Origin of the sequence: Clostridioides sp. ES-S-0049-02 (genome assembly GCF_020658465.1) — a bacterium.
Classification (GTDB): Bacteria; Bacillota; Clostridia; order Peptostreptococcales; family Peptostreptococcaceae; genus Clostridioides.
Genome location: NZ_JACVWG010000001.1, coordinates 847,079 through 866,546, shown reverse-complemented (window position 1 = coordinate 866,546; position 19,468 = coordinate 847,079). Strand labels below are relative to the sequence as shown.

The following is a 19,468-nucleotide window of genomic DNA, read 5'->3' as shown; positions in this document are numbered from 1 at the left end:
GGCAAATCAAAAACTTTATTTTCTAAAAATATCTTATATACAATTAAATAGTTTATTTAATCCTAAATCTATAAAATTTATACTATATTCATTATCTTCTTTCTCTAAGTCATTTAATTCAGATAAATTATCTGGTGTAACCACCAAAATATTTGGTACTCTAAAAAATGGAATTGTAGATTTATCTATTTTTCTAGAGAGATTCTCATATTTAGAAACATCTATTTCATTATTTAAATCAACATCTACTAAAACCTGCTTTATATTGCCAAATTGATCTGTATATTCAATAAATAAATCATATTTAACATCATCTACACTAACATTTCGATAAAATCTTTTTACATCACAACCTGCAGTATTAATTCTAACAACTAGTTCTGACCCTACTAGAGCCTTTATTAAATCATCTCCCTTAAAAAGCTTACTACCATTCAAATAGTAAACATATGAGAGGTCCTTATAGTTACGATAATCCACATCACATGGATATTTTTTTAGTGTATACTCACTACACATTTTTCTCAATGTTTTTTTGAAATTTTTTTTATTGTATCTTTTTTGGTCTCCATAAATCTTTCTAAATTGAGCTTCTGTAACACATCTAACCCTGCTAATTAAAAGCAATATCTCTTTTTCCATATTCGTCATAGTACATTCTCCTTGAAGTATTATTTGCAAAGTTGTACTAATATTATATTAAATTTATGACATTAAATTTACAAAGAATTAAAATAAAATAGCTAGTTTTTATAGAATTTATTTCTATAAAAACTAGCTATTAATGCACTAAACACTATCTACAGTTTTTTTACTAAGTTACACATTGCTTTGACTTTCAGAATCTTGTGAATTTGTATCTTCATTAGTTCCTGTCTCTTGTTTTGCTTTTTTATCATCAAAATTTGCAATATTTAAGTTATCAAATTCTGACATTTCAATTACACCAGAATCTTCTTTTGAATATGATATTTTAACTTTGTCTCCAACTTGAGTCAATGGTAATTCGCTAGATACTTTTGAGGTAGCTTTAAATATTATCTCTTTATTAGAATCTAAAGTTACATAGTAATTAGTATTTCCTCCTCGCACATCAGGACTTATTCTAGTTACTACACCTTCTATAACTTCATCTTTCATATCATTATCAAGCTTTAAGTCATTGCCTTTAGATTCTAATGAATCTTTATAATTTCTTAAAGCTTCATTTTTATCTTCCCCTAGACCAAGTACATTATAATCTTCAACAGATACAAAGGCTACTCTCTTTACAAGACCAGCTTTATCTTTTAAAGATGATACATATGTTGGCTGACCTAATATATTGTACATAACAGGGAATGTAGCTTCATAATTCTTTTCTTGAACATTACCTTCAGCTGATTTCATCGCAGCTGTCTCAGTTGCTCCTGGCTGCTTATACAGTTTAGCTTCTTTAGTTCTAGAGTCAACAAGCATAAATCCAATTGTAGATTCATCTCCACCAGACGATGTTATACCTGTATACCAATATGACCTATTGTCATTTCCATAGACTAGCGATGTCCCTTCTGTTGGCACTAGTACTCCCTTTTCTGATATAACAGAATTTAAAAATCCATTGACATAAACACCCCAGTCTTGAATTTGGTCTGTTACAAATTTTTGTGGTTGTATTCTATCTACCCATTTAGGTGTATTTTTAACATTATAGACATTTATTTTTCCAGTTTCTGCATCAACGGTAGCTATGCCTGTGGCATTTGCTCCTCCATAACCAATTTTATGTTCATATAAACTTACAACCCAATAAGGTCTTCCTTCATCATTTATTTCAAGAGTAAAATCTGTCATACCAACATTTACAATACCATGTATGTATAAATGTCTTTGTAAATCTTGATGTAAATAAGCTTCTGGTTGATATACTATCTTTATTGGTTTTCCATCTATTTCTTGAACTAGTTGAACATCTTGAGGATTACTTGCTGATACCTTTACATATCCACTTGTACCACTTAAAGATGTAACCCATTTAATTATATCTCTATGCACAAGAGGTGCTACCCAGTACAACTCTCCATCTACATTTTGTATATGAAACTTTCCTAATTTTGATACACTACCTATAGCTGGAACTTCTCCAAGTTTTTTATCACCTAATTTCATTGCCATGTCTTCATCTACAAGACGAATGTCATTTACACTGACAGGACTCATATCATCAGTAAATTTACTCTCAGTCACCTTTCCTAATAAGTCTTTATAGGCTTTTGCATGAAGTACAGGTGTAGAGGCTATAAAGGGTACAACTACAACATATACAAGTAAAGCTATTGCTATTGAAAAATTATATTTAGCAAGTTTAGATGTTCTTTCATTTCTATCTAGCATCATATCTAATATTCCTGCTACAACAAAAAATATTATTCCTACTGAAAATAAAGATGTGAAGTCCAGTCTAAGTACAGGTAATTTAATAAATGCATAAATTGCTACAATTATGAGTGAAACTCCATATGTTTTAAGATATCGTTTCATTTAATACTCCTCTCTATAAAATATTATTATTACTATTATATCCATATATTTACAAAAAATAAATATTTATCATATTTATTATGTATTAAGATATCTTTATACTTTTGTACCACTGTTTATTTATATTTGATATATATCTCAAAAAAATATTATAATCATGTAAATAACTACAGAAAATCAAAAACTGAAGAAAGTGTTCTAACTAAGATTTACGAATTCTTAATCCTCTCGAAGTTAAACTACCATCTTCAGCCTAATTATTTAGCAATATTTTTATATGATAAATTTTAAAATAAATTTTTTATATGTTTGCCATTTTGGATACATAAGAATGCTGTTTAGAATTATATTCTGACAATAAACCTTCATACTCTAAAGTTAAACCATTTAAATTATAGAAATCATTTGGTGTTACTTCAAATGCTTCTTTATTCAAAATATCTATTTCACTTTTTTCTAACATATCAGCAACAAAGTTTGAACATACGTATTTATATTCAACTTTTCTGTGAATATTCATAGACAAATATATCAATGCCATTATATCATAATAGTAATCTTCTCTATAATCACTAATTAATTTTATATTTTTAAATAGATTTTCATATTGTGAATTATCTACTTCTAATGAATATACTCTACATACAGTATTTTTTCTTATAGCATATAAGCCTTGATTTATATTTTCTTCAACAAAGCCTCCAATAAATGGATTTCTTGGATTTAATCTCCCAAAAGAATACATTGGCTTTAAATTTTCATTTAATGATATTGACACATGTGTATACAGTTTTTTACTTATATTTCTTATTAAATAAGATAATACAGTTCCTGTATATGTTGTTACAATATAAATTTTATTCATCATTTCCCCCCAATCTAGTAATTAAATAATATTATACACTTACAACTTAATGTCATAAAATATTCTAACATAATAAAGGCTATTTTACAAATTTTGATTTTAAAGTGCTTTAATATTATATAAAATATAATAAAAATATAAATATAAATTTTCTATATTTTTAACCAACAGATGTTTTCTTTAAATTAATCAAATGATTTAGTATATCCTGAGCTTTTCCAGAATCCTTTAGATAACCTAATGCTCCATTTATTTGTGATTTTAAATCTATTTCTACTTCCATATCCAAATCAACATTTCCTTTTTTTATAGATATATTTTTAAGTGTTACTGGATAAAGATAACTTTTTTCTAAAGTAATTTTATTTCCATTAACCTCAAATGGAACCTTTTTATTGTAATTACTTAGTATTTTTTCTAGCATTTTATCACTTATTTTAAATTTTCCAATCTTTACATTTTCAAGACTTACAACCAAATCTTCATTTTTTAAAGTGGGTTTTAGTTCAAGCTCATATTGGCTATTGATTAGACCAAAGACCTTATATGGACCTGCCACTTTTATTTTTCCATCCTTCATCTCAACAAAATTATTTTCAAATTCTTTAATTCCATGTTTATTCATTAATGTATATATTAGATTTCTAAACTCTTCTTCGGAAACAGATACTTTTCCAACCATTCTAAGTGGATTTTTTACTATTTCCATAGAATTTATATATGAACCTTTTGATAAATACTCTTCGTCTATGATTTTATTATTTTGTGAACTAACATCATATCTCTCTTTTGGTGTTAATATGTATACAACAATACCTGTTAACACTAAAATAATAACAATTAAGCTTAATATAATCTTTGCAATCCTTCCCATAATCGTCTCCTTTACAAATCTGTCAACAGATTTAAAATAAATTTAGATAACTAACTTCACATAATATTCTTAACAATATACATATTATAATACAGTCTTTTAAAGATTAATTCAACTAATCTGCTTTTTTGTAAATAAACTGTAAAAAAACATGTTTTTAGTATAAAAGTTAATATTTTGCATAATACTCTTAATTACACCTTTATTTTTTTCTAATCTTGGATTAAAATTAATATTATGCAATACAGTGTAGTGTTCTGTATTATAAGCAAATTAAATAGGAGGTATGAAAATATGTCAAATGAAACGAACTCATCTAACTTTATAAAAAATATTATTATAAATGACCTAGAAACAGGAAAACATGACAGTATAATAACTCGTTTTCCACCTGAACCAAACGGATATTTACATATTGGTCATGCAAAAAGTATATGTCTTAACTTTGGACTAGCTAAAGAATTTAATGGAAAGGCTAATTTAAGATTTGATGATACAAATCCATTAAAAGAAGATGTTGAATATGTAGAATCCATAAAAGAAGATGTTAAGTGGTTAGGATTTGATTGGAGTGAATTAAATTTTGCATCTAACTACTTTGATGAAATGTACAAAAGAGCTTTAATCCTAATAAAAAAAGGTAAAGCTTATGTGTGTGAATTAACACAAGATGAAATGAGGGAGTATCGTGGCACTCTTACTGAACCTGGTAAAGAAAGCCCTTATAGAAATAGAACTATTGAAGAAAACCTAGATTTATTTGAAAGAATGAAAAATGGTGAATTTAAAGATGGAGAAAAAACATTAAGAGCTAAAATAGATATGTCTTCTCCAAATATAAACCTTAGAGACCCAATTATATACAGAATAGCTCATTCAACACATCATAATACAGGAGATAAATGGTGTATATATCCTATGTATGCTTTTGCCCATCCAATTGAAGATGCAATTGAAGGAATAACTCACTCTATATGTACTTTGGAGTTTGAAGACCAAAGACCTCTTTATGACTGGTTTGTCAGAGAATGTGAAATGGAAAATGTACCTAGACAAATAGAATTTGCTAGACTTAACATAAACAATACTGTTATGAGTAAAAGAAAATTAAAACAACTTGTAGACGAAGGAATTGTTGATGGTTGGGATGACCCTCGTGTTCCTACTATATCTGGAATTAGACGTAAGGGATATACTGCTGAAGCTTTACGTAATTTTTGTAGTGAAATAGGAGTATCGAAAGTTAACTCTACAGTAGACAGTCAAATGCTTGATTATTTCCTAAGAGAAAACTTACAGCCAAAGGCTCCACTTGCTATGGGAGTTTTAAGACCTTTAAAGCTAGTTATAACCAACTACCCAGAAGATAAGGTTGAAATGCTTGAAATAGAAAACAATGCTAAAGATGAATCTCAAGGTAAAAGATTAGTTCCTTTTTCTAGAGAATTATATATAGAACAAGATGATTTTATGGAAGAACCTATTAAAAAATATTTCAGATTTTTCCCAGGAAATGAAGTTCGTTTAAAAGGAGCTTATTTCGTAAAATGTACGGATGTAATTAAGGATGAAAATGGAAATGTAGTTGAAATACATGGTACTTATGACCCTGAAACTAAGAGTGGTTCTGGATTTACAGGTCGTAAAGTAAAATCTACAATACATTGGGTTGATGCTAAATCAGCTATACCATGTGAATTTAGATTGTTTGAGCCATTGATTCTTGATGATTTACCTGAAAATGAAGGAAAGCATTTCTTAGAACAGATAAATCCTAATTCATTAGAAATATTACAAGGTTTTGTTGAGCCTACACAAGTAAAAGATGCTAAACCTTTTGATAAATTCCAATTTGTTAGAAATGGGTTCTTTAGTATAGATAATAAATACACAACTAAGGAAAAACTTGTGTTCAATAGAATAGTTCCTTTAAAAAGCTCTTTTAAACCTGCTAAATAATTGTTATAACTAAAAAATGAAGACTTAAGATATAAATTACTTCTACTATAAATAAATTTAGTTAGAAGTAATTTTTTATTTTAGTCTTCATCATTTATTTTAAATAATTAACTTTTTCCACTACAGATTCCCATAACCTCTATTCCATCTTTTATACATTCTATATTGAGAGGAAAATCTGGACCTTTTTCCCCATCAATGTCTGTTATAAGAGAATCTTTACATTCTATATCTACTTTTTTAGTTTTAAAATACAATATTTCATTTCCATTATATTGATCTAAGTAATCACCTCTAAGCACACTTATCAAAACTGGTATTGATTTTGGAATTGGCATTCCTTTAAAAATAATTACATCTAAATATCCATCATCTATTTCAGCTTTATATGCTAAATTTATATTTCCTGCTGTTTTTCCATTAAAAATCAGCATAAGATACATATCTCCATCATAATTCATCTCTTTGGAATATACTTTTATCTTAAACTTCCTCATATACAATGCTTCTTCTATTCCCTTTATATAATAAGAAATTCTTCCAAACGAATTCTTTAAGTCTGTGCTTATTCTTTGTGATACATCAGTAAACATACCTGCACTTGCGACATTTATAAAGTATTTATTATTTACCTTCCCTATGTCTATTTTCTTTGGCTTTGAATTTATGATTTCCTTTATAGCTTCTTTTATATCAAATGGAATTTGAAGAGCATTTGAAAAATCATTTGCAGTTCCTGTAGGTAAAATTCCGATTGGAATCTTTATATCTAACTCTTTCATTGAATTTACAACTAAATCTATAGTTCCATCGCCACCTGCTATTAGTATATGGTCATAGGAACTATCTACTTCTTTAAATGCATTATTTACAGGCTCTTTAATATTCAATCTATAGGGTATCAATAAATAATTTTGTTTTTGATATAATTCTATAATAGTATCTAAATTTGATAATATTTTTTTTTCACCTGAATTAGGATTGTATATAAGTTTTACTTTTTTCATTATTTCTCCTTACTTATTTTATTCTTTTAATATCCAAAGTCCTCGTTTAAGAAAATTACATGTATTCTTTCTGGTGCTAATTGTCTTTTTATAAGTGTATAGCTACAGCAAATTCTTCCTGGACTTGAACAATCTATACATATGCCAGTAGTCTTACATCCAGTATTTGTATTCAGTCTCTTGCAATTTGCTGGAGCGGCTATTGTTTTAGTTCTTTTTATAGCTTCATCTACATCTTTAACTATTTTATTTACACCTGCTACAACTATTACTTTGTCTGGTCCATATATCATAGCAGCTACTCTATTTCCATTTCCATCTAAATTATAGAGCTCTCCATTTTCTGTTATTGCATTAGTACTTGTAAAATAAGCATCTGCACAAAATGATTTTCTGTATATTTCTTTCATTTCTTCTGGTTTAATATCTTTTGCATATCTATCAAGAAAATCATATTTTTCTCTTATAAAGTCAATAACTCCTGTCTCAAATAAAGTCATAGAGCCACCACAACCTACTAAAGAACCTACTTCTACTATTTCTTCAATTTTTTTAAGAAGCTCTTCTTTATTATTTACTAGATACCCTTTCATGTTATTACTTTCTAGAGATTTTATTGTTTTTTCTATTCTTTTTTCTTTAAGCCAATTTAGATTTTGATCCATCTCAACTTCCCCCTTATTTTCAATATGTATTAGTTTGTTATAAATTTTATTTTCTTTATAGTTTTATTTTAGTACATCTAAGAAAAAATACAATATAAAACTTTAAATAAATTTTCCATAAATTTTTTTATAAGACTAACTCATAATTTATAATTAAAAAGGAAAGTAGATGTATTTTTCTACTTTCCCTATATTGTATGTAGTATTATATATTTTCTGAAATCTATATATTAATTATATGCTTTACTTTATTAAATATCACAATTAATTTAAATGTAATATCATATTCTTTTTTAAACATATAAATTGTATTATTAGGTTTATTATATCCAATTTTAATAAATAATGTCACTAATTTGATGAAGAAGATGCTATAGCTGCACTTGTAGCTGCCATTACACAAGCAACTTGAATAGCAATAATAATATTTAAAAATATATTATTAGCTATAGAATCTATATTATTTTCTTTTTGTATTGAATCTGCATAAATAGAAGCCACAACAGCAGAACTAATCATTACTCTATTGCTTTTTCCTAAAGACCAATTCCCAAAACCTTTTTCTTCTTTAAGTCTATTTGAAACATTTTTTATATTTTCTATTATTTCATTTTCTTTATAATCTAATAACGAAATTGCTCCTATTATTGGATACCCATAATAATTTAACTTACAATCATTCTCTTTAAATGCTTTTTTAAGTTCAATAGTTTTTTTGCATTTACCCATTGTTCTATCTTCGCTAAATAAAAGAATTTGAGATAGTGCTTGTAAGTCATTTCCTTTATAAAAACCATTTTTATTTAGAAATTCATAGCATTTTTCTATGTATTCTAAATCTTCTTCTAAATTTTTTGAATGAATTGCAATAAGTGCTATATTACAATAGTCATCACTAGATGTTAAAAATGGATGTTTTTTCTTCATATATTCGTATACTGTTTTCATTTTTGATATACATGTAATATAATCCATTTTATCTCTATTTTCATAGACTATTGATGCTGTAAGTGGTAAATATGTATCTCCCCAAAACTTTTCATTTTTAAGATTTTTATATATCTCTAAAATCATCTTAAAACTACTTTCTGGATTTGATTCAAATGAAAGTAGTGTTGCAATATAAAATATGTTATATCCTCTAAAGTTAGAGAATAATCCAGTATTTTTTTTAATAAGTTCTATTCGCTCTTCTACTAATCTAGGGCTTATCCTCTTGTTCTTAAGCGTAAATGCAAGTGCACAACTATGTTGAATTAATCCCATTTGCCAAGAACCTTTAACTTCATTTAATGCTTTATAATTTTCCATTAATAAGTTTATTTTCCCATTTATAAAAGTTTGTTCCATATTGCCCTCCCAGTAATATACATTGTTGTATTAATTAACTTAATATCTATTATATATGTAATAAATATTGCAATCAATACATATTACTTGAAGAAGAACTATTATTCCATAATGATGTATCCTTTTTTATAGTGCCTTCCCATATTATTAACCCTGTCATAATACTCTGATTCACTTTCATTACTCCATTTGGGTACAAATACATCTATCGCATTAGAATTACTAAAATACTTACTAGACCCCCTATCCATAACGGTTTTTACTTTACCATCTACAATAATCTTAGTTCCAAAACTTAAGTGATTGTTTGCCACAAAACCATCTTCTAAATCATCTCCTGTAGCAGTTATAGCTCCATATCCATTTTCTTGGTTAAGGCTGGTATAATAACTCACTTCAAATGTTATAGGAATTAAATCCTTTATTTTGATTCCTAGCTGGTTTTCTAGTCTCTCTTTTTGCACTTTCAATTTATACTCATCACTGCTTTTATAGTCTTCCATACCTTGATTATATTTAGAATTAAAGTTTTTACCTGAAGTTACTATAGTATCTATATTTACTATAGATTCTTTACAATGCTCTGCATCTATTTTTGTTTCTCCATTTACCAATAATGGAGTTAAACATACACTACATACAACACATGTAATCAATGCTTCTTTAAGCTTCATAAATTCCCCCCTTATTATTTTGATATATTAGCATATTTAATATTATATGTCTACATTTAGATTTAAATGCCATACTCATTTGCTTTAAGAAGTTGTCTTATACTTAATTCACCCTAAACCTTTATAAATCCTTCATCTTAGAATCATATAGTATAAGGCTTTTATGACTAAATATTTTTTTATTAATCTTTTTAATAGCTCAAAACTACTTCTATTTAATTTTTCTATTTTTAAGAATTTAAGAATTAAAATTCTATAATTTTAAAACATATTGATTTTATTTTTTTGAAATGCTATAATTTTTTTAAGAGGTGATTAATATGATAAAAAATACAAAACAAATTACAGTTGAAGTTAATGAAATTTTATTACAAGAAGTATACAAAATGACTAATAATGAAAATACAGATTTATCAAACTTTATAAACGAATCAATCATAAATTATATTCTTGAAAATAGAAAAGATGACATTGAAAATAAAGATTTAGAAGAAGTAATTAATTTCTATAAAAAAGAGAATATAGAAAATCCTAAAAGTGCAGCAAGAGCTATTGCTGAAGCAAAAACTCATACATTATACTAAACAAATAAAAAGTTCCTAAAAATTAGGAACTTTTCTTTTTATTTTAATGGCTATTAATATCTATTTTAGTAATATTTATTTTATACTTATAAATACTTATTTAAACAACAAGACAATCTAATACATTGTCATTTAATATACTATAAATAATCAATATAAAAATAAAATTACAACTTTTAATATACCTAAAAAATAATCAATTTGTATAAATAATAAAAAAATTTTAGTTTTCTATTTTAATAATCGATATTTAGCTAAGCTCCGATTAACTATAAGTCTAATATAAAATTAAATATCAATAAATTTTATTTTATATTAGACTTATAGTATTAAAATGCATTAGAAAACTAGGGATACTTAATAAATAAATCTATGTATTTTACAGTTTACTTCACTTTTAATTCATTTTACTAATTATTGTAAAAACTATTTATTTTATGATAATTAAATTCATCTTAAAAATAACTAATAAGCCTTAGTTTTTATATACTATTAAATGCTTAAATGTTCATACATTTAAACATACAATTACTACAAAAAATATATGTTTAAAGTTATTCTTGCTATTGATCTCAAACAAACTATTCATCTTTCTTAATGTCTTTTACCCATTTTTCAACAGAATTTAATTCCTCCTCATTTACCCCCTTTTTGAACAATGCTTTCATAAAGCTTTCAATAGAACTTCCATGCATATTATCTAGAAAAGTTTTTGTTTCAAAATGTAAATATTCAGCTTCTCCAATAATAACTGTATAATGTGTATGTCTATCTATCTTTTTAGCATCCAAGAACTTCTTATTTACTAATCTTGATAAAAGTGTTAGTGTTGTAGTTTGCTTCCAATCATATAGTTTTTCCATAGCTTCAATGACATCTTTTGATGTTACTGTAAAATCTGATCCCCAAATAAATTTCATGACCTTTAATTCCGCTGGTGGTATTTTAGTAATAGTCATATGATTTTACACTCCTCTCAAACTTATACATAATTAAATACTATATTAATAAACTTTCCCAGTCAAAGGTTTTATTCAAAATATACAATTCAAATTTATTAATATAAAAAACTTATATTTTCAGTACCAATCAAACATAAAAAACCCAAAAGTAAATAATAAATTTTATTTATATATATAAGTATAACAGATTATCAAATTAAAATTCTAATATTTAAGATAATATACTCATTTTATAATCAATAAATATCAATATTTGAAATAGCCATAAATTTATTTCAAAAACTATTTTTGAGTTTATCCATATGTTATAATAAATGTATAAAATTTTGATTGGTGGGTTATATATGAATGCATTTATTAGAAAACGAAACAAGAATTATGTAGTTTATCTTGAATTTACAGATGAAGATACTGGAAAAAGAAAACAAAAGAACATGGGTATTTTTGATAAAAAAAGAGATGCGAACAAAAGGTTAAATGAAGTAAAGGAAAGTCTGTATAAAGATGGCTTTTTAATTCCAAACGAAATCACTGTCTCAGAATTTCTATTAGATTTTTTAAAAAAGTACAGTGAAAATATATCATTAGCTACATACAACAATTATGTTAGTATTTGTAAGAATTATATTAATCCCTCTATTGGTAAATATAAAATACAGGATTTACATCCAATTCATATACAGAACTACATTGATAAACTATCTCATAAATTGAATCCTCAATCAATTAAGATTCATATAAATATATTGAAACTTGCAATAAAAAGAGCATATAGACTCAAATTAGTAAAAGAAAATATTATGGATAATATAGAAGCTCCAAGATATAAAAAATTTAAAAATGAAATTTATGACAAAGAACAAATGATAAAATTGTTGAAATTGTCAAAAAATACATATATGGAATTACCTATTAATTTAGCAGTTGGTTTAGGTCTTAGAATTTCAGAAGTTTTAGGTTTGACTTGGGATAATATTGATTTTGAAGAGAATACAATAACTGTAAATAAGATAACAGCTCGAATTAATGGCTCTGTAATTCTTAAAGAACCAAAGACTGAAAGCTCTATTAGAAAAATATCTGCTCCAAAGGAATTAATCTTTTTACTAAAGGAATATAAGATAAAACAAAATAAAAACTTATTAAAGTCTTCTATTAGAAATAGTCATGACTTGTTATTTTTCAATAAAAAATGTGAACCTATTGCTGAAGATGTTATGAGTAAAAAATTCAAAAGATTTTTAGAAAAGAATGACTTGCCACACATTAGATTTCATGATTTAAGACATTCACATGTTACTTTACTTATAAATTCTAAGGTACCTATAAAAGTTATCTCAGAAAGAGTTGGTCATTCAAATATAAATACAACCTTAAATGTTTATTCCCATGTTCTAAAAGAAATGGATAAAGAAGCATCTGACAAAATTTCTGAGAACTTATTTAATGCCAACTAATATTACATTTTTTAATTATAACTACTCTAGCCTTTATCATCTATAAAATTAATTTTTACTACTAATAAAATTAAAGTTAAATTAATATTCAAATTTAATTTTATAATAGAAGAGTTAAAATATATTTATTACAAAATAGTTTTAGCGTTATAAACTTAATTTATTTTCTCAAGATGTTGATGAAATTTTTATGGAAGCACGTAACACAACAGTTAAAATCATTTGTAGCTTAGGTGGTATTGTTACTAGTAAAGCAGAAGATTTTTATGATGAAAAAGTAACACCTATAACCTTACAAAAAATACATTATCATAAAAGAGAATGTCTATAGACTTATGAAATTATATTATATAACTTTTTCTTATTATGTCTCCAAACATTATTGTAATTTGACCCAATGTAAACAATCAATTTTGATTTGGAGACATGTACTTTTTATAATAAAAATCCATACATCTTTCTATCCGTAGTTCTGTTTGAGTTATCTCTACAACCCTATTTACTACAATATATATACTAAATAAAAAACCTCCTAATATTTGATTAAATACCTACATACTTCTATAGCGTATTCTCAAACATTAAAAGGTTTTTATTCTAATAATTATAATTAGTAAAAATAATATTTAAACTAACAATTATTTATCTTTCCCATACATTTTAGCTAATTGGTCTTGTATCTCTTTACTTTCTAAATACTCATCAAAATCCATCTTTCTATCCATTATTCCATTTGGAGTTATCTCTATAATTCTATTTGCTATAGTAGATATAAACTCATGGTCATGAGAAGTAAATAAAAGCACCCCAGGGAATTTTTCAAGTCCTTTGTTAACAGAAGTTATACTTTCTAAGTCTAAGTGGTTAGTAGGGTCATCTAACACAAGTACATTTGCATTTGAAAGCATTAGCTTACTAAGCATACATCTGACTTTTTCTCCTCCAGATATAACTTGAGCTTCTTTTAAAGCTTCTTCTCCAGAGAATAACATTCTACCTAAAAATCCTCTTATAAAACTCTCACTTTTTTCTTCAGAAAACTGTCTAAGCCAGTCAACTAGAGAATACTCTACTCCATCAAAAAACTTATTATGGTTTTTTGGAAGATAATCTTGAGAAGTAGTTACTCCCCATTTATATTCTCCACTATCTGGTTCAAGTTCTCCCATAACTATATTTAAAAGTGCAGTAGTAGCTATTTCATCACCCATAAATACTACTTTGTCATCTCTATCCAATCTAAATGAAACATTATCAAGTACTTTAACTCCATCTATAGTTTTAGTTAAATTGTGTACTTCTAAAACTTCATTACCAATTTCCCTAGCAGGTGTAAATCCTACATATGGATATCTTCTTCTTGATGGTTGTATATCTTCAATTTCTAATTTGTCTAATTGTTTCTTTCTAGATGTAGCTTGTTTAGCTTTTGAAGCATTAGAACTAAATCTAGCTATGAATTCCTTTAATTGAGCTATCTTTTCCTCAGTCTTTTTGTTTTGGTCTTTAGCAAGTTGTAATGCTAATTGACTTGATTCATACCAGAAGTCGTAGTTTCCAACATACATCTGTATTTTACCAAAGTCAACATCAACTATATTAGTACATATTTGATTTAAGAAATGTCTATCATGTGATACTATTATAACTATAGACTCTTCTAAATCCATTATAAAATTATTTAACCAATTTATTGATTTAAAATCCAAGTGGTTTGTAGGCTCATCCATTAATAGTATTTCAGGTTTTCCAAAAAGTGATTGTGCTAATAACACTTTAACCTTCTCTCCACCAACTAATTCTTTCATTTGTTTGTAATGCATATCCTTAGTTATACCAAGACCCATAAGTATTTTTTCAGCGTTAGTTTCTGCATCCCATCCATCAAGTTCTGCAAACTCACCTTCAAGTTCAGCAGCTTTTATTCCATCTTCTTCGCTGAAATCTTCTTTCATATATAAAGCATCTTTTTCATGCATTATACTCCAAAGTCTTTCATGACCTCTTATAACAACATTTAAAACAGTTTCTTCCTCATATTCGAAGTGGTCCTGTTTTAAAACTGACATTCTTTCTTTATCAGTTATAGACACATTCCCTGTATTTGGTTCTATTTCTCCTGATAATATTTTTAAAAAAGTAGATTTTCCCGCACCATTAGCTCCTATTATTCCATAGCAATTTCCTTTAGTGAATTTTAAGTTAACATCTTTAAATAGTTCCTTATCACCAAATCTAAGTCCAACACCTGTAACTTGTAACATTAATGTATTTTCCTTTCTTTTTGTTCATAATTTATTTTATCATAAAATTTTGATAACATTTTTATTCTCACGTAAACAGCATATTTTTTATACCAAATTCGTGAAATATTTATTAAAATTGTATTAAAGATTGTAAGTTTCATAAAAATTAACAATCTATTATATTATACTTATAAAAAAATCAAATTGCAACTTTATTAATTCTTTTACACACTCTAAATACTTTATTTGAATCTTTAAACTGTTTTAGCTATTAGTAAAAAGATATTTTCTGTATAATTAATACTTAAAAAGAGTACCTAAGTTTGTAAGTACTCTATTTTTATGGTTTTATATTTTAGCAAAATTACATGCAGGGTAAGTACATACATCACAGTTCATACAAAGACCACCATGACCATATTTAGCTATATCATATTTGTCAAGTTTTTCATCTATTAAAATCCTAGATAGAACTATATCAAACACTGTAGTTTTATGATACATTGCACACCCTGGTATACCCATAATTGGGACTTCTCCATAGTAAGCAAGTAAAAACATTGCTCCTGGTAATATTGGTGACCCATATGTAACTAAATCAGCTCCAGTCTCTTTTATAGCTGTTGGTGTGACATCATCTGGGTCTACACTCATTCCACCAGTACAACAGATAAGTTCTGCTCCTTGACTTATAAATTCTTTTATTGCATTTTTTATGATATCTTTATCATCTGGACATATAGTTTGACCTATAACTTCACATCCAAACCCCTTTACTTTTTCTTCTATTACTGGTCCAAATTTATCAACAATTCTACTGTAAAACACTTCATTACCAGTGGTAACAATTCCTACTTTTTTAGGTTTAAAAGGTATCACATTGACTATCTTTCTGTTATCAAGTACTTTTTTTGCCTCTTCTAGTTTTTTCTCATCTATAACTAAAGGTATGACTCTTGTTCCAGCTACTTTCAACCCTTTATTTACTACAAAATTATTATGAAGAGTTGCCATCATTATTTCGCCAACACAATTTAAATCAAAAAGTGCATCGACATCTATTTTTAAAAGCCCATCACATGCTGCTATAAAATCTATCTTTCCTTCTTTTATTTCACTGAAATCTAAATTTTCTCCAGCAGTTAATTCTTTTAAAAATAAAGCTCCTTCATTTTCATGAATCATTCCCTCTGATTTTTCCCATACATATAAGTTGTCTTTACCAAGAGATAATAAAACTGGAATGTCTTCTTCTTTTACTACATGTCCCTTTTTAAATTTTCTTCCTTTAAATTCTCCTGGTATTATTTGAGTAATGTCATGACATAAAACTTGTCCAACAGCATCTATAGTTTTTATTAATTTCATAATTTGCCCCCTATTCTTTCATAATCCACTTTTGTATCAATATCTAATAACATTTTTTCGGGAACTTCTACATATTTTATTTTTGATGAATTTTTTAAAATAGTTTTCCCTTTTTCATCTTCTTTAAGTGCCAACAATTCCTTCTTTTTGCTAAATGGAAATATAACTGGATTTCCACATACATCTTTGCATCTTGGAATTACTATAAAATCTCTATCTAATTTAAAAGTATTTATAATTTTATCTATATATAAATCATCAATAAATGGTTGGTCTCCCACAAAAAACATATATCCATCACATTTTGAGCTATTTAAAATGCCCAATTTTATGGATTCACTCTGACCTATATTTGCATCTTTATTATCTACATATTTAAAGCCATATTTATTGCACAATGCTAAAACTTCTTTATATTGACTTACAACTACAACTTGATGAAAATTAATTTTACTAACTGCTTTAAGTACATGTTCTATTATAGAACATCCATCATATTCCAGTAAAAGTTTATTTTCTCCCATTCTTCTGGCAAATCCTGACGCCATTATTACTGCATTTATCATATATATCATTCCTTAACATTTATAATGTATTGATATTGTTATGATTTTATAGTATCTTTATTGATATTATCTATATATATAATATCACATAAATTATTTTAATACTTCAATATCTTATACAAAAATTTTGTTTTATACTTCCATAAAATATGTCTATTTCACTTTCATGCTCTTTAATAATTTTAATTAAATTTATAGCTAAACTTTCATACATTTCATTTTCGACTTTATTAATAAATAATATTTTTTTACCATGATAATTTTTAAACAATCCTTTTGGATTTAATACTACATTTTTTAAATTATCAAGATTTACTGTAGAATTATCATTTATATTACGCATATTTAAATTAGTTATTTTTTTAAATTCATCTAACCTATGTATATTTTCTTCATTAATATCCATTCCAAATGAAGTTATATCTAATATACCTATAGTTTTTGTAGTTTTACAATATACTACTGGTTCTCCATCATTCCAACCTTTAAGTTTTTTTCTCTTTGAACCATCACCTTCTATCAATACCAAATCAAATTTGTCTATCATTTTTTCTAAATCAGATAACTTGATTCCTACTATTTTATTTTCATTATTTATACAGCTTCCACATACTGTTACTCCATAACAAATAGATGGAATAGAAGTTCCATCTATTGTCATAAATATATTGTCATAGTCTTTTTCATCAGGTAAATATATTTTAGTAGTTGTTGTAAGTAAAACTTTTAGCTTATCTCTATAAAAATTCGCAAAGTATTTTATAAATGAAGTTTTTCCTCCTGCTCCAACTACAGTTATTATTTCATTTGCTCCTATCATATCTGATAATTTCACACTTTCACCTCTCATAAATATTTCTTTTAAATATCCTAAATTTGATTTATTTGAAATTTATAATTTAACTGTTTTAGTAAAAGTGATTTTTGAAATTCTATAAACTAAAAAGTAAATAGATTCTGTTGTAAACAACAAGGCGGATCCAATTCGCCGCTAAGCTGTAAGCTTATACGCTATCAGTTTATCTTTTAATTATTATTAAGATATTCTTATTCTTTGTGGTTGCTTTAACATCTGAGGATTATTCTGCAAGTAAGATAAATCAACTATTTGTGATTTTTTTAATATATTAAGACTTGCATTTACATCCGCATTTATAATCATACCCATACTAGATTTATATTGACCACGTGTTATTCTTTCTCCCTTAAATTTGTGTTTCTGTACATCATCCAAATTAATATCAGGAAGATAATCATTGGCAAAAAAATCTGATTTACTAGTATAACTTTCTTCTTGTCTAATGAAATTAATATTTTTTATTTTACATAGATACTCTAGTTTTCCTTTTATCTCTCCAAAAGGAATTCTTATAAAATTTCTATATATTTTCTTTTCCATATTATCACTTTTTTCTAACTTAGCATTATATCCTACAATCAAATTGCCAATATTATTTTTTACACAGTAGTCAATTATGTAAAAGCAAGTTTTATTTACATAGTCTTTAACCTGATTATTTCTTTTATTCCATACTTTAAATTGTTTTCTTGTAATTAAACTTATATTCTTTTTTAATTTTAAAGCCTCTATTTTATCATTTTGCTTATTTGCCCATTGGTTCACAGACTTAAGCCTTCTTCCATCTATAATAAAACTATCACCTAAGTTGGTAGTACAAGTACATAAGTTTTCTAAACCTAAATCTATTGCCAGTGCATTTTTTTTATTTGAAACTTCCTCTGATTTCGGTATTTCATAACAATACTGAATTTCAAAGAACCTAGCCTTATGTTTAGGTATTATTCTTATTTCCTTAACTTTTTTGTCTAATATATTATTTGGAACTTTTATACTCACCTTTCCATACATTTTTTTAAATACGGGAGACATAGGCACATTTAAAATTCCATCCTCTTTAATTCTTATTTGTCCTATTATTATACTAAAAAATCCTTCTTTATCTAAATACTTAGGTGATTTTATTCCTCTAAAATCATACTTGCCTTCTTTAGCTAATTTAATTAAACCAAAAAATGACCTAAATGAACTATCAACTTCTTTTAGTATTTGTTGTGCTACATTACTATTGAGTAGTTTATAGTTTTCATTTTCTTTACATACATGATAATTGGCTTCATAATTAAGATGCTCCCCTTGATTAAAGTAGTGTTGTCTGACATTATATGTACCAACATTATACAAGTTCTTTGCTAAAAAGCACATCTCTCGCAAAGCCTGATATTCTTTCTTAGTTAAATTTTTTAATTGTTGTCTCTGAGTCCCATAATGTATGTTTTTTGTTCTATTTGGCATAAACTCACCTCCTTTAACTCCTACTCTATTAGACATTATATATGGTATTTTTATAAA

At 26.3% G+C, this 19,468-nt stretch carries 18 protein-coding genes; 4 read left to right on the top strand and 14 right to left on the bottom strand.

Annotation, left to right across the window (positions count from 1 at the left end; translation table 11 throughout):
* Positions 1-33: 33 nt before the first annotated feature.
* The 4 genes from IC213_RS03830 to IC213_RS03815 all read right to left on the bottom strand — a co-directional run bounded on the left by IC213_RS03830 (position 34) and on the right by IC213_RS03815 (position 4,259).
* Positions 34-651: a hypothetical protein gene (locus IC213_RS03830; RefSeq protein ID WP_227435022.1), complete on the bottom strand. Its 618-nt coding sequence runs from the start codon at positions 649-651 to the stop codon at positions 34-36.
* A gap of 168 nt (positions 652-819) precedes the next feature.
* Positions 820-2,520, bottom strand: a complete 1,701-nt coding sequence (locus IC213_RS03825) for a hypothetical protein (RefSeq protein ID WP_227435021.1) — start codon at positions 2,518-2,520, stop codon at positions 820-822.
* A gap of 301 nt (positions 2,521-2,821) precedes the next feature.
* Positions 2,822-3,385, bottom strand: a complete 564-nt coding sequence (locus IC213_RS03820; RefSeq protein WP_227435019.1) for a hypothetical protein — start codon at positions 3,383-3,385, stop codon at positions 2,822-2,824.
* Positions 3,386-3,545: 160 nt separating this feature from the next.
* Positions 3,546-4,259, bottom strand: coding sequence for a DUF2140 domain-containing protein (locus tag IC213_RS03815; RefSeq protein ID WP_227482590.1), 714 nt, complete (start codon positions 4,257-4,259; stop codon positions 3,546-3,548).
* A gap of 294 nt (positions 4,260-4,553) precedes the next feature.
* On the opposite strand from IC213_RS03815, the gene IC213_RS03810 reads away from it, so the two are divergent.
* Positions 4,554-6,218 carry a glutamine--tRNA ligase/YqeY domain fusion protein gene (locus tag IC213_RS03810; RefSeq protein WP_227850998.1) on the top strand — a complete coding sequence of 555 codons (1,665 nt, stop codon included), beginning with the start codon at positions 4,554-4,556 and terminating at the stop codon, positions 6,216-6,218.
* A gap of 107 nt (positions 6,219-6,325) precedes the next feature.
* Here IC213_RS03810 and IC213_RS03805 read toward each other — a convergent pair whose 3' ends face one another.
* The 4 genes from IC213_RS03805 to IC213_RS03790 all read right to left on the bottom strand — a co-directional run bounded on the left by IC213_RS03805 (position 6,326) and on the right by IC213_RS03790 (position 9,914).
* Positions 6,326-7,225, bottom strand: a complete 900-nt coding sequence (locus IC213_RS03805; RefSeq protein ID WP_227435009.1) for a YegS/Rv2252/BmrU family lipid kinase — start codon at positions 7,223-7,225, stop codon at positions 6,326-6,328.
* A gap of 26 nt (positions 7,226-7,251) precedes the next feature.
* On the bottom strand, positions 7,252-7,890 hold the full coding sequence (locus tag IC213_RS03800) for a lactate utilization protein (RefSeq protein WP_227435003.1): 639 nt from the start codon (positions 7,888-7,890) through the stop codon (positions 7,252-7,254).
* A gap of 351 nt (positions 7,891-8,241) precedes the next feature.
* On the bottom strand, positions 8,242-9,240 hold the full coding sequence (locus IC213_RS03795; protein ID WP_227850997.1) for a DUF4003 domain-containing protein: 999 nt from the start codon (positions 9,238-9,240) through the stop codon (positions 8,242-8,244).
* 101 nt (positions 9,241-9,341) lie between these two features.
* Positions 9,342-9,914, bottom strand: a complete 573-nt coding sequence (locus tag IC213_RS03790; protein WP_227435000.1) for a hypothetical protein — start codon at positions 9,912-9,914, stop codon at positions 9,342-9,344.
* 320 nt (positions 9,915-10,234) lie between these two features.
* On the opposite strand from IC213_RS03790, the gene IC213_RS03785 reads away from it, so the two are divergent.
* Complete coding sequence (locus IC213_RS03785; RefSeq protein WP_227434999.1) at positions 10,235-10,498, top strand: hypothetical protein; 264 nt, start codon at positions 10,235-10,237, stop codon at positions 10,496-10,498.
* Positions 10,499-11,079: 581 nt separating this feature from the next.
* Here IC213_RS03785 and IC213_RS03780 read toward each other — a convergent pair.
* On the bottom strand, positions 11,080-11,457 hold the full coding sequence (locus IC213_RS03780; RefSeq protein WP_227434997.1) for a BlaI/MecI/CopY family transcriptional regulator: 378 nt from the start codon (positions 11,455-11,457) through the stop codon (positions 11,080-11,082).
* Between the two features lie 347 nt (positions 11,458-11,804).
* Here IC213_RS03780 and IC213_RS03775 point away from each other — a divergent pair, with 347 nt between their 5' ends.
* The gene (locus IC213_RS03775; protein ID WP_227862757.1) at positions 11,805-12,917 is read left to right on the top strand and encodes a tyrosine-type recombinase/integrase; all 1,113 of its coding nucleotides are present in this window, start codon (positions 11,805-11,807) and stop codon (positions 12,915-12,917) included.
* A gap of 190 nt (positions 12,918-13,107) precedes the next feature.
* Positions 13,108-13,248, top strand: a complete 141-nt coding sequence (locus tag IC213_RS03770) for a hypothetical protein (RefSeq protein ID WP_227482586.1) — start codon at positions 13,108-13,110, stop codon at positions 13,246-13,248.
* Between the two features lie 307 nt (positions 13,249-13,555).
* Here IC213_RS03770 and IC213_RS03765 read toward each other — a convergent pair whose 3' ends face one another.
* From IC213_RS03765 to IC213_RS03745, 5 genes are all read right to left on the bottom strand, one after another.
* A complete protein-coding gene (locus IC213_RS03765) occupies positions 13,556-15,181 on the bottom strand; it encodes an ABC-F family ATP-binding cassette domain-containing protein (RefSeq protein ID WP_227434992.1) in 1,626 nt (541 codons plus the stop codon).
* 330 nt (positions 15,182-15,511) lie between these two features.
* The gene (locus tag IC213_RS03760; protein ID WP_227434991.1) at positions 15,512-16,531 is read right to left on the bottom strand and encodes a molybdopterin-binding protein; all 1,020 of its coding nucleotides are present in this window, start codon (positions 16,529-16,531) and stop codon (positions 15,512-15,514) included.
* Positions 16,528-17,097, bottom strand: coding sequence for a molybdenum cofactor cytidylyltransferase (gene mocA / locus IC213_RS03755; RefSeq protein WP_227845748.1), 570 nt, complete (start codon positions 17,095-17,097; stop codon positions 16,528-16,530). Before mocA ends, IC213_RS03760 begins: the two co-directional genes overlap by 4 nt.
* A 106-nt stretch (positions 17,098-17,203) precedes the next feature.
* Positions 17,204-17,932, bottom strand: coding sequence for a selenium cofactor biosynthesis protein YqeC (yqeC, locus tag IC213_RS03750; protein WP_227434988.1), 729 nt, complete (start codon positions 17,930-17,932; stop codon positions 17,204-17,206).
* 201 nt (positions 17,933-18,133) lie between these two features.
* The gene (locus IC213_RS03745) at positions 18,134-19,411 is read right to left on the bottom strand and encodes an RNA-guided endonuclease InsQ/TnpB family protein (RefSeq protein ID WP_227434986.1); all 1,278 of its coding nucleotides are present in this window, start codon (positions 19,409-19,411) and stop codon (positions 18,134-18,136) included.
* Positions 19,412-19,468 lie beyond the last annotated feature (57 nt).

Excerpts from the sequence above, each read along its gene's own strand:
- IC213_RS03795 (WP_227850997.1), bottom strand. The coding sequence starts at position 9,240 with ATGGAACAAACTTTTATAAATGGGAAAATAAACTTATTAATGGAAAAT.
- IC213_RS03785 (WP_227434999.1), top strand. The coding sequence starts at position 10,235 with ATGATAAAAAATACAAAACAAATTACAGTTGAAGTTAATGAAATTTTA.
- IC213_RS03770 (WP_227482586.1), top strand. The coding sequence starts at position 13,108 with ATGGAAGCACGTAACACAACAGTTAAAATCATTTGTAGCTTAGGTGGT.
- mocA (WP_227845748.1), bottom strand. The coding sequence starts at position 17,097 with ATGATAAATGCAGTAATAATGGCGTCAGGATTTGCCAGAAGAATGGGA.
- IC213_RS03805 (WP_227435009.1), bottom strand. The coding sequence starts at position 7,225 with ATGAAAAAAGTAAAACTTATATACAATCCTAATTCAGGTGAAAAAAAA.
- IC213_RS03830 (WP_227435022.1), bottom strand. The coding sequence starts at position 651 with ATGACGAATATGGAAAAAGAGATATTGCTTTTAATTAGCAGGGTTAGA.
- IC213_RS03820 (WP_227435019.1), bottom strand. The coding sequence starts at position 3,385 with ATGAATAAAATTTATATTGTAACAACATATACAGGAACTGTATTATCT.
- IC213_RS03780 (WP_227434997.1), bottom strand. The coding sequence starts at position 11,457 with ATGACTATTACTAAAATACCACCAGCGGAATTAAAGGTCATGAAATTT.
- IC213_RS03825 (WP_227435021.1), bottom strand. The coding sequence starts at position 2,520 with ATGAAACGATATCTTAAAACATATGGAGTTTCACTCATAATTGTAGCA.
- IC213_RS03815 (WP_227482590.1), bottom strand. The coding sequence starts at position 4,259 with ATGGGAAGGATTGCAAAGATTATATTAAGCTTAATTGTTATTATTTTA.
- IC213_RS03800 (WP_227435003.1), bottom strand. The coding sequence starts at position 7,890 with ATGGATCAAAATCTAAATTGGCTTAAAGAAAAAAGAATAGAAAAAACA.
- IC213_RS03790 (WP_227435000.1), bottom strand. The coding sequence starts at position 9,914 with ATGAAGCTTAAAGAAGCATTGATTACATGTGTTGTATGTAGTGTATGT.
- IC213_RS03775 (WP_227862757.1), top strand. The coding sequence starts at position 11,805 with ATGAATGCATTTATTAGAAAACGAAACAAGAATTATGTAGTTTATCTT.
- IC213_RS03810 (WP_227850998.1), top strand. The coding sequence starts at position 4,554 with ATGTCAAATGAAACGAACTCATCTAACTTTATAAAAAATATTATTATA.
- IC213_RS03745 (WP_227434986.1), bottom strand. The coding sequence starts at position 19,411 with ATGCCAAATAGAACAAAAAACATACATTATGGGACTCAGAGACAACAA.
- IC213_RS03765 (WP_227434992.1), bottom strand. The coding sequence starts at position 15,181 with ATGTTACAAGTTACAGGTGTTGGACTTAGATTTGGTGATAAGGAACTA.
- IC213_RS03760 (WP_227434991.1), bottom strand. The coding sequence starts at position 16,531 with ATGAAATTAATAAAAACTATAGATGCTGTTGGACAAGTTTTATGTCAT.